Source organism: Mitsuaria sp. GD03876 (assembly GCF_029840635.1).
GTDB lineage: Bacteria > Pseudomonadota > Gammaproteobacteria > Burkholderiales > Burkholderiaceae_C > Roseateles.
Genome location: NZ_JAOCCU010000080.1, coordinates 1 through 14704, shown reverse-complemented (window position 1 = coordinate 14704; position 14704 = coordinate 1). Strand labels below are relative to the sequence as shown.

General features: G+C 70.0%; 13 protein-coding genes and 1 tRNA gene. 4 read left to right on the top strand and 10 right to left on the bottom strand.

Annotation, left to right across the window (positions count from 1 at the left end):
- From N5D62_RS27665 to N5D62_RS27655, 3 genes are all read left to right on the top strand, one after another.
- Window positions 1-953: amidase family protein (locus N5D62_RS27665; RefSeq protein WP_279761299.1), on the top strand; the 953-nt coding region annotated here is incomplete at its 5' end.
- Window position 954: 1 nt separating this feature from the next.
- Window positions 955-2160 carry an FAD-dependent oxidoreductase gene (locus N5D62_RS27660; RefSeq protein ID WP_279761298.1) on the top strand — a complete coding sequence of 402 codons (1206 nt, stop codon included), beginning with the start codon at window positions 955-957 and terminating at the stop codon, window positions 2158-2160.
- 68 nt (window positions 2161-2228) lie between these two features.
- The gene (locus tag N5D62_RS27655) at window positions 2229-3743 is read left to right on the top strand and encodes an NAD(P)H-hydrate dehydratase (protein WP_279761297.1); all 1515 of its coding nucleotides are present in this window, start codon (window positions 2229-2231) and stop codon (window positions 3741-3743) included.
- 188 nt (window positions 3744-3931) lie between these two features.
- Here N5D62_RS27655 and rnr read toward each other — a convergent pair whose 3' ends face one another.
- Entirely contained in the window at window positions 3932-6376 is a 2445-nt protein-coding gene (gene rnr / locus N5D62_RS27650) for a ribonuclease R (RefSeq protein WP_279761302.1), read from the bottom strand.
- A 119-nt stretch (window positions 6377-6495) separates the two neighbouring features.
- Here rnr and N5D62_RS27645 point away from each other — a divergent pair.
- Window positions 6496-6580, top strand: a tRNA-Leu gene (locus N5D62_RS27645).
- A gap of 87 nt (window positions 6581-6667) precedes the next feature.
- Here N5D62_RS27645 and N5D62_RS27640 read toward each other — a convergent pair.
- The 9 genes from N5D62_RS27640 to N5D62_RS27600 form a co-directional block, all read right to left on the bottom strand.
- Window positions 6668-7189, bottom strand: coding sequence for a phosphoribosyltransferase (locus N5D62_RS27640; protein WP_067062480.1), 522 nt, complete (start codon window positions 7187-7189; stop codon window positions 6668-6670).
- 74 nt (window positions 7190-7263) lie between these two features.
- Window positions 7264-8601 (bottom strand): adenylosuccinate synthase, encoded by a 1338-nt coding sequence (locus tag N5D62_RS27635; RefSeq protein WP_279761296.1) that lies wholly within the window; start codon window positions 8599-8601, stop codon window positions 7264-7266.
- A 52-nt stretch (window positions 8602-8653) separates the two neighbouring features.
- Window positions 8654-9817, bottom strand: coding sequence for an ATP phosphoribosyltransferase regulatory subunit (locus N5D62_RS27630; RefSeq protein ID WP_279761295.1), 1164 nt, complete (start codon window positions 9815-9817; stop codon window positions 8654-8656).
- Between the two features lie 157 nt (window positions 9818-9974).
- The gene (locus N5D62_RS27625; protein WP_279761294.1) at window positions 9975-10160 is read right to left on the bottom strand and encodes a DUF2065 domain-containing protein; all 186 of its coding nucleotides are present in this window, start codon (window positions 10158-10160) and stop codon (window positions 9975-9977) included.
- Between the two features lie 89 nt (window positions 10161-10249).
- A complete protein-coding gene (gene hflC / locus N5D62_RS27620; RefSeq protein ID WP_279761293.1) occupies window positions 10250-11146 on the bottom strand; it encodes a protease modulator HflC in 897 nt (298 codons plus the stop codon).
- Between the two features lie 19 nt (window positions 11147-11165).
- Window positions 11166-12362, bottom strand: a complete 1197-nt coding sequence (hflK, locus tag N5D62_RS27615; protein ID WP_279761301.1) for an FtsH protease activity modulator HflK — start codon at window positions 12360-12362, stop codon at window positions 11166-11168.
- A 143-nt stretch (window positions 12363-12505) separates the two neighbouring features.
- Entirely contained in the window at window positions 12506-13693 is a 1188-nt protein-coding gene (hflX, locus tag N5D62_RS27610; protein ID WP_279761300.1) for a GTPase HflX, read from the bottom strand.
- Between the two features lie 60 nt (window positions 13694-13753).
- Window positions 13754-13996: an RNA chaperone Hfq gene (hfq, locus tag N5D62_RS27605; protein WP_091722923.1), complete on the bottom strand. Its 243-nt coding sequence runs from the start codon at window positions 13994-13996 to the stop codon at window positions 13754-13756.
- Between the two features lie 79 nt (window positions 13997-14075).
- A partial coding sequence (locus N5D62_RS27600; RefSeq protein ID WP_279761292.1) for a GTP-binding protein occupies window positions 14076-14704 on the bottom strand: 629 nt, incomplete at its 5' end.

Here is a 14704-nt window from a genome sequence, read left to right as displayed (position 1 = left end):
CCCGGAATCCGGTGACACACGCGATCGACGGCCGCGACCGCATCCCCGGGGGCTCGACCTCCGGCGGCGCGGTCAGCGTCGCGGCGGGCGCGGCGTGGGCGGCGCTGGGATCGGACACCGGCGGCTCGTTGCGCATCCCCGCCGCGCTGCAGGGCCTGGTCGGATTCAAGGGCACCGCCCGGCTGGTGCCGCTCGAGGGCGCCCTGCCGCTGGCGCCGTCGCTCGACACGGCCGGCGCGATCACCCGCTCGGTGCGCGACGCGGCGTTGCTGCACGCCCTCCTGGGCGACCGGCCGGTCGCGCTCGACGAGCGCCCGCTGTCGCACTGGACGCTCGCGGTCACGCCGGACTTCATGCAGGACGAGCTCGAGCCGGCGGTCGCGGCCGCCTTCGACCGCGCGCTGGCGACGCTGCGCGCCGCGGGCGCGCGCATCGAGGAACGCGCGCTGCCCGCCCTGCCCCGTGTGGCGGAACTGCAAACCCAGGGCGGGATCACCGCCGCCGAGGCCTGGGCATGGCACCATGCGCGCCTCGCCGAACGCGGCGACCGCTACGACCCGCGCGTCGCGCTGCGCATCCGCCGCGGCGAGGCGATCGCGCCGCCCGCCTACCAGGCGCTGCTCGACGCGCGCCGGCGCTGGATCCACGACATGACCGCCTCGATGCAGGGCATCGACGCCTTCCTCAGCCCCACCGTTCCCCTGCAAGCCCCGGAGATCGCCCCCTTGCTGCACAGCGACGACCTGTTCTTTGCCACCAACGCGCGCCTGCTGCGCAACACCGCCGTCGTGAACCTGCTCGACGGCTGCGCGATCTCGATCCCCTGCGAGCATCCCGGCGAGCTGCCGGTGGGCCTGATGCTGTGGACGGGCGCGCTGGGCGACCGCGCGGTGCTGAGCGCCGCGTCGCGCGTCGAAGCCGCGCTCCAGGCCGCCTCGGCGGGAGCGCGCTGACATGCGGGTCGCGATCATCGGCGCCGGCCTGGCCGGCGTGACCAGCGCGTACGAACTCGCGCTGCAGGGCCACGAGGTCCACGTCTTCGAACGCGACACCAGTGTCGCCACCGGCGCGAGCTTCGCGCCGCCGGGGCTCATCGCGCCGGGCCTGATGGCCGCGCGGCCCGAGCTGCCGCTGGCCTGGCGCGGCAAGCCGGGACAACTCGGCTGGAAGCTCGCGCACTGGCGCGCCGGCCGCGCCCGCGGCGCGTCGGCGATGCCGGAGGCGCTGCACGCCCTCGCCTTGCGCGGCCAGGCGGTGATGGCCGTGTGGCGGCGCGAACTCCAGATGGACGTCGAGCGCGAGGCCGGCGTGCTGCTGCTGTGGCGCACCGCCAAGGACTACAAGGCGGCCGCGCCGCTGCTGGCGCGGCTGCAGGAGCGGCAGGTGCCGCATCGCGAGCTCGACGCCGACGGCTGCCGCGCGCAGGAACCGGGACTCAATCCCGAGACCGCGCTGCATGGCGGCATCCTGCTGCCGCAGGACGAGGTGGCCAACGCGCGCCAGTTCAGCCAGGCGCTGAAGGTGGAAGCGCAGCGCCTGGGCGTGCGCTGGAACTTCAACGCCGACGTGCTGCGCATCGAGCCGGGCCAGCAGCCGGCGGTCCACGTCGCGGCCGGCGAGCCGCTGCGCGTCGACGCGGTGCTGGTGTGCGCCGGCAAGGGCGCGGCCCCGCTGCTCGCCGCGCAGGGCCTCAAGCTGCCCTGGGGCACCGTGCACACCCACACGCTGACCGCGCCGCTGCGCATGCTCGAAGCCCATCCCGACCTCGGGCCGCGCGCAACCGTCCTCGACATGAGCCTGGGCGTCAGCCTCACCCGCCTCGGGCAACGCGTTCGCGTCGGCGGGGCCCACGAGCTCGGCGGCTCGTCGACGCAGCCCGACGGGCAGTCGATGGGCGCCCTGCACCAGGCGGCGCACGACTGGTTCCCGGGCGCGCTGCTCGCCGGCGGGCAGCAGCGCTGGAAGGCCACCCGCCTGCAACTGCCCGACGAGCTGCCGTTGATCGGCGAATCCGGACTGCCGGGCGTGTGGCTCAACATCGGGCATGGCGAGCATGGCTGGACGATGGCCGGTGCCGCCGCGCAGTTGCTGGCGGCGCGGCTGGCGAAGAAGGATCCCGGGATCGACGCGGGGCTGCTCGAGCCCGGACGGCTGCGCTGAGGTCGACGGGACCTCGACTGCCACCGTCGAGCGCAGGCACGCACCGGGCGTTTGGATAGAGTCGCCCCATGCTTGCCGTGCTGCCGCTCGCCCATGACTGGCCCCTGCACGACGCCGCGTCGAGCCGCCGCGTCGAAACCGCCGCGCTGTCGCGGCACCCGCCCCACACCTTGATCGAGCGCGCCGGCCTCGCCGTCGCCCGGCTCGCGCTGGCGCTCAAGCCCTGCGGCCAGTCGGCGATCGTCGTCGCGGGACCGGGCAACAACGGGGGCGACGGACTCGTCGCCGCGCGTCACCTCGCGGCACTGGGCTGGCAGGTGCATGTCGCGCTCGTCGGATCGACGCCGAAAGCCGGAAGCGACGCCGCGCATGCGCTGTCTGCCGCGCAGCAAGCGGGCATCGCGCCACGCGTCGGTCTCGATGCGCTGCCACGAAGCGCCGACCTCGTCATCGACGCCCTGCTCGGCCTCGGCGCCAGCCGGGCGCCCGAGGGCGACTTCGCCACCGCGATCCAGGCCATCGATCACCTGCGGCGCGCCGGCGCGGTGGTGCTGGCCGTCGACGTGCCGAGCGGACTCGACGTCCGCACCGGCCAACCGCTTGGCGTCGACGTCGTCCGCGCCGATCACACGCTCAGCTTCCTGACCTTGAAGGCGGGCCTGTTCACCGGCGAGGGCCGCGCGCTGGCCGGCCGTCTCTGGTTCGACGACCTCGGCGAATCCGTCGACGAGGACGGCCTGGGCCTGCTGGTCGGCCAGGACCGGATCGCCCAGTGGCAACGCGCGCATGCCCGGTCGGCGGCGAGCCACAAGGGCCGCCAGGGCGATGTCGTCGTGCTCGGCGGCGCGCCGTCGATGCGCGGCGCCGCATGGCTCGCCGCGTCGTCGGCGCTCGCGGCGGGCGCGGGCCGCGTCTACGCGGCGCTGCCCGACGACGACGGCCAACCCTGGCCCGCGCGCCCGGAATTGATGCACTGGGACTTCGCGCGCTGGAACGCGCCGACAGCCGACTGGCGCGACGTCGTCGCCGTGTGCGGCTGCGGCGGCGGCGCGGCGATCGCGCCGGCGCTGTCGACGGTGCTGCACGGCGCCACGCGCGTCGTGCTCGATGCCGACGCGCTCAACCTGATCGCCGCCGACGAGTCGCTGCGGCACGCGGTCACGCAGCGCGCGGCGCACGGCTGGGGCACCGTGCTCACGCCGCATCCGCTGGAGGCGGCGCGGCTGCTGGGCCTGCGCTCGGCCGCGGAGGTGCAGGCCGACCGGCTGCAGGCGGCCACCGAGCTGGCGCGGCGCTACGGCGCCACGGTCGTGCTGAAGGGCTCGGGCAGCGTCGTCGTCACGAGGAACCGGCCGCTGTCGATCAACAGCACCGGCTCGTCCGCGCTCGCGACCGCGGGCAGCGGCGACGTGCTGGCCGGCTGGATCGGCGGGCTGTGGGCGCAGTCGCCCGGCGTGCCGCCGCACGACCTGGCCTGCGCCGCCGTCGCCTGGCACGGCGCGGCCGCGCAGGACCATGCCGGTCCGATGCTCGCCGCCGACCTGATCGACGCGATGGCGGCGCTGCACGCGCCGGCCGCCTGAGCCGACCCACCCCGAAGCCTCCCCACGCCAGCGCGCGCCTGGGTGCGTTCGCCGCCCGGCGGGCCGACGCATCGCCAGAGGCAACGCGCCCGGTCGGCACCTGCCCGCCGGCGCCCACGCGAGCCGGCGGCGCGCCAACGAAAAAGGCCTGGCATCGCCAGGCCTTGTCATCGCGGCGCGAAGCGCCCTCAGCCGCCGCGCTTGCGTCGCGTCGTCTTCGCCGCGGGCGCGCTGCTGCTCTTGGCGGCGACCGACTTGGACGCGCCGCGCGCGGAGCGCTTGGCCGCCTTCACCGGATGCGTCGAGGCCGCCTTGGTCGCGCGCGCCGACTTGCGGCGTTCGCCCTGCAAGGCGCGGTCCGCCTGCTCGATGCGCTCGAGCGCGTCGACCGCCGTCGGCGGATCAGGCGGCGGCATCGGCATCGGCGCCACCGCGGCGGCCGGCGCCGCGGCCGCCTCGCGCCGCGCGCGCTGGTCGGCGCGCCGGTCCTGCTTCTTCGCCGGCCGCTTGCCGTCCTGGCGATCGCCGTGCTTGTCGCGCATCGCGCCCCGCAGCAGCCGGTGCTCGTCCTGCTCGCGGACCAGGCGGAAATCGATCTTGCGGCCATCCAGGTCGACGCGGCTGACCTGCACCTGCACCCGCGCGCCGGTGGCGTAGCGGATGCCGGTGCGCTCGCCGCGCAGCTCCTGGCGCACCTCGTCGAAGCGGAAGTACTCGCCGCCGAGTTCGGTGATGTGGATCAGGCCTTCGACATACAGCGCGTCGAGTTGCACGAACAGGCCGAAGGTCGTCACCGCGCTCACCGTGCCGGCGAACTCCTCGCCCAGGTGATCGCGCATGAAGCGGCACTTCAGCCAGGCCTCGACGTCGCGCGAGGCCTCGTCGGCGCGGCGCTCGTTGGCGCTGCAATGCGCGCCGACGATCTCCCAGCGCTCGAGCTCGGTCGAGGCGTTCGCCGGCGTCGGCAACACCTTCGACGGCTTGCCCGGCCGCTTGGGCATCGGGTTGGCCGCTTCCATCTTGTGGGCGTCCAGCGCGTACTTCTTCTCCCCCAGCAACGCCTTGATCACGCGGTGCACCAGCAGGTCGGGATAGCGCCGGATCGGGCTGGTGAAGTGCGTGTAGGCCTGGTAGGCCAGGCCGAAGTGGCCCGAGTTGAACGGCGTGTAGATCGCCTGCTGCATCGAACGCAGCAGCATCGTGTGGATCTGCTGCGCGTCGGGCCGGTCCTTGGTCGCCTGCGCGATCGCCTGGAACTCGCCGGGCGTCGGGTCGTCGCTGATGCCCAGGCCCAGGCCCAGCGCGCGCAGGTAGGCCTGCAGCGTGCCGCGCTTCTCGGGCGTCGGACCCTCGTGCACCCGGTACAGCGACGCATGCTTGCCGCCGGCGATGAAGTCGGCCGAGCACACGTTGGCCGCGAGCATCGCCTCCTCGATCAGGCGGTGCGCCTCGTTGCGGGTGCGCGGCACGATCTTCTCGATGCGGCCGTTGTCGTCGCAGACGATCTGCGTCTCGGTGGTCTCGAAGTCGACCGCGCCGCGCCTGGCGCGTTGCGACAGCAGCGCGCGGTAGACCTCGTGCAGGTGCAGCAGGTGCGGCACCAGCGCCTTGCGCTTGTGAGCCTCGGGGCCATGCGTGTTGCCCAGGATCGCCGCCACCTCGGTGTAGGTGAAGCGCGCATGCGAGTTGATGACCGCCGGATAGAACTGGTAGGCGTGCAGCTCGCCCTCTTCCGTGACCAGCATGTCGCAGACCATCGACAGGCGGTCCTGCTCCGGGTTCAGCGAGCACAGGCCGTTGGAGAGCTTCTCCGGCAGCATCGGGATGACGCGGCGCGGGAAGTAAACCGAGGTCGCGCGCTCGTAGGCATCGCGATCCAGCGGCTCGCCGGGCTTGACGTAGTGGCTGACGTCGGCGATCGCGACCAGCAGGCGCCAGCCCTTGAAGGCCGTCTTGCCTCGGCCCTGCTTGTGGGGCTCGCAGTAGACGGCGTCGTCGAAGTCGCGGGCGTCCTCGCCGTCGATCGTCACCAGCGCCACGTCGCGCAGGTCGATGCGGTGCTTCATGTCGACCGCGCGGACCTTGTCGGGCAGCTTCGCCGCCTGCGCCAGCGTGTCGGCGGAGAACGCGTGCGGCACCTCGTACTTGCGCACCGCGATCTCGATCTCCATGCCGGGGTCGTCGATCTCGCCGAGCACCTCGGTCACGCGCCCCACCGGCTGCGAATACAGCGACGGCGGCTCGGTCAGCTCGACCGCGACGATCTGGCCGGCGGCCGCGTTGGCGATCGCGTTCTTCGGGACCAGGATGTCCTGGCCATAGCGCTTGTCTTCCGGCGCGACCAGCCAGATGCCGGACTCCAGCAACAGGCGCCCGATGATCGGTTTCTTGCGGCGCTCCAGGATCTCCAGCACGCGGCCCTCGGGGCGATTGCGCTTGTCGTAGCGCACCACGCGCACCCGCAGGCGGTCGCCGTGCATGACGGCGTGCATTTCCTGCGAGGACAGATAGATATCCGGCTGGCCGTCGTCGGGCATCAGGAAACCGTGCCCGTCGCGGTGGCCCTGCACCGTGCCTTCGATCTCCCCCATCAGCTGATGGCTCGGGGGAGTTGCATTCTTGAAGTTTTTGATAGTAGAATCCTTGTCTTTCCTGAAACGCAGAAGCCTTTGAGCGTTTCGAAGAAACCGAAGGCTCAAGAATACTTCAAAGTTCCTTGAGCGCGATTTTCGAGCAGTTGGCTTCTGACCTTGCCCAGGTGGCGGAATTGGTAGACGCACTAGTTTCAGGTACTAGCGGGTAACTCCGTGGAGGTTCGAGTCCTCTCCTGGGCACCAAATTCAGAAAGCCGGCCTCGCGCCGGCTTTTTTCATTGGCGCCTCGCCGCCAAACAAAAAGGGCTGACATCGTCAGCCCTTCGTTCATCAGATCGCGAATTTCTTCGCCAGCGCGTCGGGGCGCAGGGAGTCGTAATCCTCGAACGGCTGATGGATCCACGGGCTGGTTTCCAGCATCTCGACGTAATAGTCCGGCGTGTATTCCGAGACGCTCTTCGTCCAGATCACCGCCGAACGCAGCTCGCTGATCGACGGCATGCCGCGCAGCCGCTCGACCACCGCCTTCAGCGTCACGCCCGAATCCGCCAGGTCGTCGACCAGCAGCACGCGGCCCGCCAGTTCGCCCTTGGGCATGGTGATGTACTTGGCGATGTCCAGACGACCCTGGATGGTGCCGGCCTCGGCGCGGTAGGAGCTCGTCGACATGATGCCCAGCGGCTTGTCGAACACGCGCGACAGCACGTCGCCAGGACGCATCCCGCCACGCGCCAGGCACAGGATCTGGTCGAACTGCCAGCCGGAGGCATGCACCTTCAGCGCCAGGCGTTCGATCAGCAGGTGATATTCATCCCAGGACACGTACAGATGTTTGCCGTCGTCGGTCAGCATGGGGGAGGCTCCTCAGCGAAGAATGGGGTCGGGTCTGGATCAGACGAAGAAACGACAGGGTCCGAGCGGATCGCTCAGGCCTGGAACGGGTGACGCAGCAGGATGGTGTGCTCGCGGTCGGGACCGGTGGACACCATGGCGATCGGCGCGCCGATCACTTCCTCGACGCGCTTCAGGTAGGCGCGCGCATTCGCCGGCAGCTGCTCCCAGCGGGTGATGCCGAAGGTCGATTCGGTCCAGCCCGGGAAGACTTCGTAGATCGGCTTGCAGGCGGCGATCTCGTCGCCGTCCAGCGGCAGGATGTCGATCTGCCGGCCGTCGAGCTCATAACCGACGCACATGTTGATCTCGGGCAGGCCGTCCAGCACGTCGAGCTTGGTCAGGCACAGGCCGGTGATGCCGTTGATGATGATCGAGCGCTTGAGCGCGGCGGCATCGATCCAGCCGCAGCGGCGCGCGCGGCCGGTCACCGTGCCGCGCTCCTGGCCCACCGTCGACAGGTGGTGGCCGACGGTGCCGGGGGTCTCCCAGTCCAGCTCGGTCGGGAACGGGCCCGAGCCGACGCGCGTCGCGTAGGCCTTCGTGATGCCCAGCATGTAATGCAGCATCTGCGGGCCGACGCCCGCGCCCGCGGCCGCGTTGCCGGCGACGCAGTTGCTCGAGGTCACGTACGGGTAGGTGCCGTGGTCGATGTCCAGCAGCGTGCCCTGCGCGCCCTCGAACAGGATGTTGTCGCCCGCCAGATGCGCCTTGTGCAGCATGTAGCCGACGTCGGCCATCATCGGCTTGATCTGGTCGGCCAGCGACATCGCGTGGTCGAACACCGGCTGGAACTCCAGCGCCTTGGCGTTCAGGTAGCCCGACAGCGCGACGTTGTGCAGCTCGATCAGTTCCTTGAGCTTCTTGGCGAAACGCTCCGGATGCTTCAGGTCCTGCACGCGCAGCGCGCGGCGGGCGACCTTGTCCTCGTAGGCCGGGCCGATGCCCTTGCCGGTCGTGCCGATCTTGCCGCTGCCGCTGCTCTCGCGCAGCGCCTCGCGGGCGCGGTCGACCTCGACGTGGAACGGCAGGATCAGCGGGCAGGACTCGCTGATGTACAGGCGCGAACGCACTTCGACGCCGGCCTTCTCCAGGCGCTCGATCTCCGACAGCAGGTGGGTCGGGTCCAGCACCACGCCGTTGCCGATGTAGCAGGCGACGCCGTCGCGCATGATGCCCGAGGGGATCAGCTGCAGCGCCGTCTTCACGCCCTTGATGACCAGCGTGTGGCCCGCGTTGTGGCCGCCCTGGAAGCGCACCACGCCTTGCGCGTGGTCCGTCAGCCAGTCGACGACCTTGCCCTTGCCTTCGTCACCCCACTGGGTGCCGACGACCACCACGTTGCGGCCGCGCGCGATCTCACTGCTTTGCATGACGTTCATCCGATGAATTGAGGTTGAGGGGGTGAGGGGCGGATCGCGTCGCTCAGAGCGATCGCAGCACCCATTGACCGCCGGCCAGCACCAGCTCGCGGTCGCATTCGAACTCGTCGTTCTCTTGTTCGTGGCCCGGCAGCACGCAGACCACGGTCTCGCCCTGCTCGCGCAGGCGGCGCACCGCCGCGCGCAGGTCGGGCGCCTCGCCCCACGGCGCGCGCACCGCGGCCCGCAGCGAGGTGGCGGGGATCAGCCCCACCAGCGTCTTCAGATCCAGGCTGAAGCCGACCGCCGGACGCCGGCGGCCGAAGACGGCGCCGACCTCGTCGTAGCGGCCGCCGCGCAGGACCGCATCGCTGCCGCCCTCCGCGTAGAGCGCGAAACGGACGCCGCTGTAGTAGCCGAAGCCCGGCAGGTCCGCGAGATCGACGCCGATGCGCACGTCGGGATACGCCGCGCGCAGGTGATGGATCAGCCACTCCAGGTCGTCCAGCGCCGCCGTCACCAGCGGATGCGACGGCAGCGCCTGGCGCGCGTCGGCCAGCACCTCGACGCCGCCGTACAGGCGCAGCAGCGTCTGCAGCGCCGCGACCACGCTGGCCGGCAATTCGCCCGCGAACGCGCCGACGCCGGCGGCGTCCTTGGCCGCCATCGCGGCGACCAGCGCGTTCAGGCGGTCTTCATGAAGGGCGTGCTCGCCCAGCACGCCGCGCACCAGGCGCGCGTCGCCCAGGTCCAGCACCAGCCGCATCAGGCCGGCGCGCTGCATCGCGTCGATCGCCAGCTCCTGTGCTTCCAGATCGGCTTCCAGGCCGGCATGGCCGTAGATCTCGACGCCGAACTGCAGCGGCTCGCGGGTCGCGGTCAGGCCTTCGGCGCGGGTATGCAGCACCGGCCCGCAGTAGCACAGGCGCGTCACGCCGGCGCGGTTCAGCAGGTGGGCATCGATGCGGGCCACTTGCGGCGTCGTGTCCGCGCGCAGGCCCAGGCTGCGACCGGAGAGCTGGTCGACGAGCTTGAAGGTCTTGAGGTCCAGCGCCTGACCGGTGCCGGAAAGCAGCGAGTCCAGGTGCTCCAGCATCGGGGGCATCACCAGCTCGCAACCGTAGGTCCGGGCCATGTCCAGCAACTCGCGGCGCAGTTCTTCGATGCGGCGGGCCTGGGACGGCAGGACGTCAGCAATGTGCTCGGGCAGCAGCCAAGCAGAGGCCATGGACGTTCAGGGAGGGGGTTAAAAACGGCATTGTACCGGGGTCGCGGCGAACCACGGCGGCCGAGCCCCTTACGCGCGGGTCCGGCGCGGGTTCGTCAACGATTCACCCAGACTTCGTGACAGGCTGCGCAGCCTGTCCGGCACGGGCGGCCGCCCTTCAGAGCAGCCAGAGCAGCAGCCCGCCGCAGGCGAGGCTGGCCAGGCCGAGGAAGCGCAACTGGCCGTCGCTCATCGCCAACAGCTTGGCGAACAGCTGGCGCCAGGCGCCGGGATTCAGGAAGGGCATCAGCCCTTCCATGATCAGCAGCAGCGCCAACGCCGCCAGCCACTTGTCGCCGCTCATGATGAGGACGCCCTCCCCGGCCCTCGCCGGTCAGCACGGCGACGGCGCGGGGCGCGGCCGGCAAGCCGCGTCGCCGCAGCCGCCCGCGGTCACTTCTTCGGTGCGGCGGCCGGGGCGCCAGGGCCCCCGTTGCGCATCGTGGAGAAGAACTGGCTCGACGGGTCGAGCACCATCACGTCGCCCTTGTTCTTGAACGAGCGCTGGTAGGCATCCAGCGAGCGATAGAACTGCGCGAACTGCGGGTCGCGGCCAAAGGCCTCCGAGTACAACGCCGATGCCTTCGCATCGCCCTCGCCCATGATCTTCTGCGCGTCGCGGTAGGCCTCGGCGGTGATGATCTCGCGCTGCTTGTCGGCATCGGCCTTGATCTTCTCGCCCTCGGCCGCGCCGGTGGAGCGCAGCTCGTTGGCGACCCGGGCCCGCTCCGACTTCATCCGGTTGTAGACCGATTCGGTGATGTTGGCCGCGAAGTCCACGCGCTTGACGCGCACGTCGACGATCTCGATGCCGAACTGCCGGGCCTCTTCCTCGAGGCGCTTGCGCACGTCCTGCATGACCTTCTCGCGCTCGGTGGCCAGCACCGCGCGCACGGTGCGCTTGGTGACTTCCTCGTTCAGCGCGGCCTGCACGATCGGGCTCAGGCGCGTTTCCAGGTTGCGCAGCTGGGTACCGCTGTTGCGGATGTACTGGCGCGAATCGACGATGCGCCACTTCACCAGCCAGTCGATGACCAGGCTCTTCTTCTCGGCGGTGAAGATCGGGCGCGGGTCGGCCGCGTCCAGCGTCTGCACTCTGCGGTCCAGGAAGACCACGTTCTGCAGCGGCGGCGGCAGCTTGAACTTGAGGCCGGGCTCGGTGATCACTTCCTTGATCTCGCCCAGCGAATAGACGACCGCGAACTGGCGCTGGTCGACGACGAACAGCGTCGAGCTGGCGATCATGAACAGGATCAGCAAGCCGACGACGACGGAGACGATGCGATTCATTGTTGTGGGCTCCTGTCGATCAACGGCCTTCGCGATCGCGACCGCGCATGCTGTCGCGCGAACGCGGATCGGTGCTCATCGAGCTCGTCCCGGACTGCGCCGGGTCCGTCGGCAGCGCCGGCGTCGGCACCGTCGTGGTGACCGTGCCGGTCGACGCCTGCTGCTGCAGCAGCTTGTCCAGCGGCAGGTACAGCAGGTTGTTGGAGCCGGCGCGGGCATCCACCATCACCTTGGTCACCCGCGAATAGACCTGCTGCATCGTGTCGATGTACAGGCGGTCGCGCGTGACGGCCGGCGCCTTCTGGTACTCGGCCAGCACCGACTTGAAGCGTTGCGCGTCACCGTCGGCGAACGACACGACCTTGGCGCGATAGGCCTCGGCGTCCTCGCGCAGGCGGGCCGCCTGACCCTGCGCGCGCGGGATCACGTCGTTGGCGTAGGCCTCGCCCTCGTTCTTCAGGCGCTCGCGGTCGGCGGTGGCGCGGAACGCGTCGTCGAAGGCGGCCTGCACCTGCTCGGGCGGCTGCACGCTGCTCACGTTCACGTTGACGATCTGGATGCCGGTCTTCAGCCGGTCCAGCTGCGCCTGGATGGACTTGGCCAGGTCGGTGGCGATGGCGTCGCGCTGCTCGTACAGCACCGAGTCCATGTTGCTGCGGCCGACGATCTCGCGCACCGCCGATTCGGAGGCCTGGTTGACGGCCTCGTCGGTGTTGACGTTCTCGAACAGGTAGTCGCGCGAATCCTTCAGCCGGTACTGCACGGTGAAGCGGATGTCGATGATGTTCTCGTCCTGCGTCAGCATCGACGAGTCCCGCAGGCCCGAGGCCTGGCCCACCGAGTTGCGGCCGACGTCGACCGTCTGCAGCTGGGTGAAGGAGACGACCTCATGCGCCTGGAACGGATACGGCAGGCGGTACTGGATGCCGGCATCCACCGTGCGGCTGTACTTGCCGAACGAGGTGATCACGCCCTGCTGGCCTTCCTGCACGATGAACACGCCGCTGGCGAGCCAGCCCAGCGCCACGACGCCGACCACCAGGCCGACGCCGATGCCCGCGCCCTTCATGTCGGGCTGCAGGTTGCCGCCGCCGTTGCCGGAGGGGCCGCCGCCGTCGTTGCCGCCGCGGCCGCCGAACAGGCGCGACAGCTTGCGGTTGAAATCGCGCCAGAGCTCGTCCAGGTCCGGCGGGCCTTCGTTGCGGCCATTGCTCATCCAGAGCCCCAACCGGCGGCGCAGGCCACCGGCCCCGCTCCGCGGGCCACGTCCGTCGCCGGCGACGGACATGCGATCGTCTTGATTCATACGCATCCTGATGAGGAAGTCTTGTTGCAAGTATCGGGCATTGATCGGCGATCTCAGCCTGCGTGTCCCTGCGGATGATCCTGCGGGTCCGACGGATCTTGGGGCAGGTCTTGCGGGTTCAAGCCGGCGTATTCCGGCACCGGCTCCGCCTGCATCAACGACGCGATCATTCCCCGCAATTCGTCGAGGCCCTCGCCCCCCACCGCGCTGACGAACACGCGGGGCAGGCGCTGGCCGCCGTGCTCGCCGCCGATGCGCGTCAGCCAGTCCTGCAACTGGCGCGGGCGCTGCGTCGGCTCCAGCAGATCGAGCTTGTTGTAGACGAGGATCTGCGGGATGTGCTGCGCGCCGATCTCGGCGAGCACCCGCTCGACTTCCTCCATCTGCTCGGTCAGCACGGGGCTGGCGGCATCGACGACATGCAGCAGCAGGTCGGCGTCGGCCGCCTCCTGCAGCGTCGCCTTGAAGGCCTCGACCAGCTTGTGCGGCAGGTCGCGGATGAAGCCCACCGTGTCGGACAGCGACACGCTGGTGCCCGCCTCCTCCAGGTAGAGCGAACGCGTCGTCGTGTCCAGCGTCGCGAAGAGCTGGTTGGCCGCGTAGGTCCGCGCCTTGGTCAGCGCATTGAACAGCGTGCTCTTGCCCGCGTTCGTGTAGCCGACCAGCGAGACGCGGAACACGCCGTTGCGGGCGCGCGCGCGGCGCTGCGTGGCGCGCTGCTTCTGGACCTTCTTGAGGCGCTCCTTGATCGACTTGATGCGGTCGTCGATCATCCGGCGGTCGAGTTCGATCTGGCGCTCGCCGGGGCCGCCGCGCATGCCGATGCCGCCGCTCTGGCGCTCCAGGTGGCTCCAGCGGCGCACCAGCCGCGTGGCCAGGTACTGCAGCCGCGCGAGCTCGACCTGCAGCTTGCCCTCGAAGCTCTGCGCGCGGGCCGCGAAGATCTCCAGGATCAGCGCGGTGCGGTCGGCCACGGGCACGCCGAGGTGGCGTTCGAGGTTGCGTTGCTGGGCGGGGGAGATGGCCTGGTCGAACAGCACGGTGTGGGCGCCGTGCGCCTGCACCATCAGCTTGATCTCGTCGGCCTTGCCGGAACCGACGAACAGCGCCGCGTCGGGCGCCTTGCGCTTGGCGACGACGCGGGCGACCGGCGTGTCGCCAGCCGATTCCGCGAGCAGCGCGAGTTCGTCAAGGGTGGGGTCGAAGGCCTCGCCGCGGCCCAGATCGACCCCCACCAGAATGGCGCGCGCCGCCTCGGGGGGCGGCGTCGAATGGGTGGGGTCTGACGTAGTCAATCAGCTTCAGCTGGCGTCGTTGCTCTCGCCGGCGTGGAAATTCACGGCGCGGCCGGGGACCACCGTGGAGATGGCGTGCTTGTAGACCATCTGCGTCACCGTATTGCGCAGCAGCACCACATACTGGTCAAAGGACTCGATATGGCCCTGCAGCTTGATGCCGTTCACGAGGTAGATGCTCACAGGAACATGCTCCTTGCGCAGCAGGTTCAGGAAGGGGTCTTGCAAGAGTTGTCCTTTGTTGCTCACGATATGCTCCGTGTTGAGAGTGAGGTGTTGGAACCCCGCACCTTATCACAGCACCGGGTTTCCCCGGACGGCCCTGAAGTCAGGTTTCGGCGAACGGATTCTTCGACGAGCGCATCTCGATGCGCAGCGGCGTTCCCACCAGTTTGTAGTGGTCGCGGATCCGCCCTTCCAGGTAGCGCTTGTAGACGTCGCTGACGCCTTCGAGCGCATTGCCGTGGATGACGACGATCGGGGGATTCATCCCGCCCTGGTGCGCGTAGCGCAGCTTCGGACGCGAGATCCCCGCCCGCTGCGGCTGCTGGTGCTGGACCGCTTCCTGGATGAGACGGGTCAGCACCGGCGTCGTCATCTTGCGATAGGCCGACGAATAGGCATCCGCCAACGCCTTCCACAGCGGGCCCAGGCCCTGCCGCTTCAGCGCGGAGATCTTCAGGATGGGGGCGAAGCGCAGGAATCCAAGCCGCGTCAGGATCTGGCGCTCGATCGTCTCGCGCTGATAGCTGTCGATCGCGTCCCACTTGTTGATCGCCACGACCACCGCGCGGCCGCTGTCCAGCACGTAGCCGGCGATGTGCGCGTCCTGGTCGGTGACGCCCTGGGTCGCGTCGATCAGCAGCAGCACGACGTTGGCGTCGGCGATCGCCTGCAGCGTCTTGACCACCGAGAACTTCTCGATCGCCTCGAAGACCTTGCCCTTGCGGCGCAGCC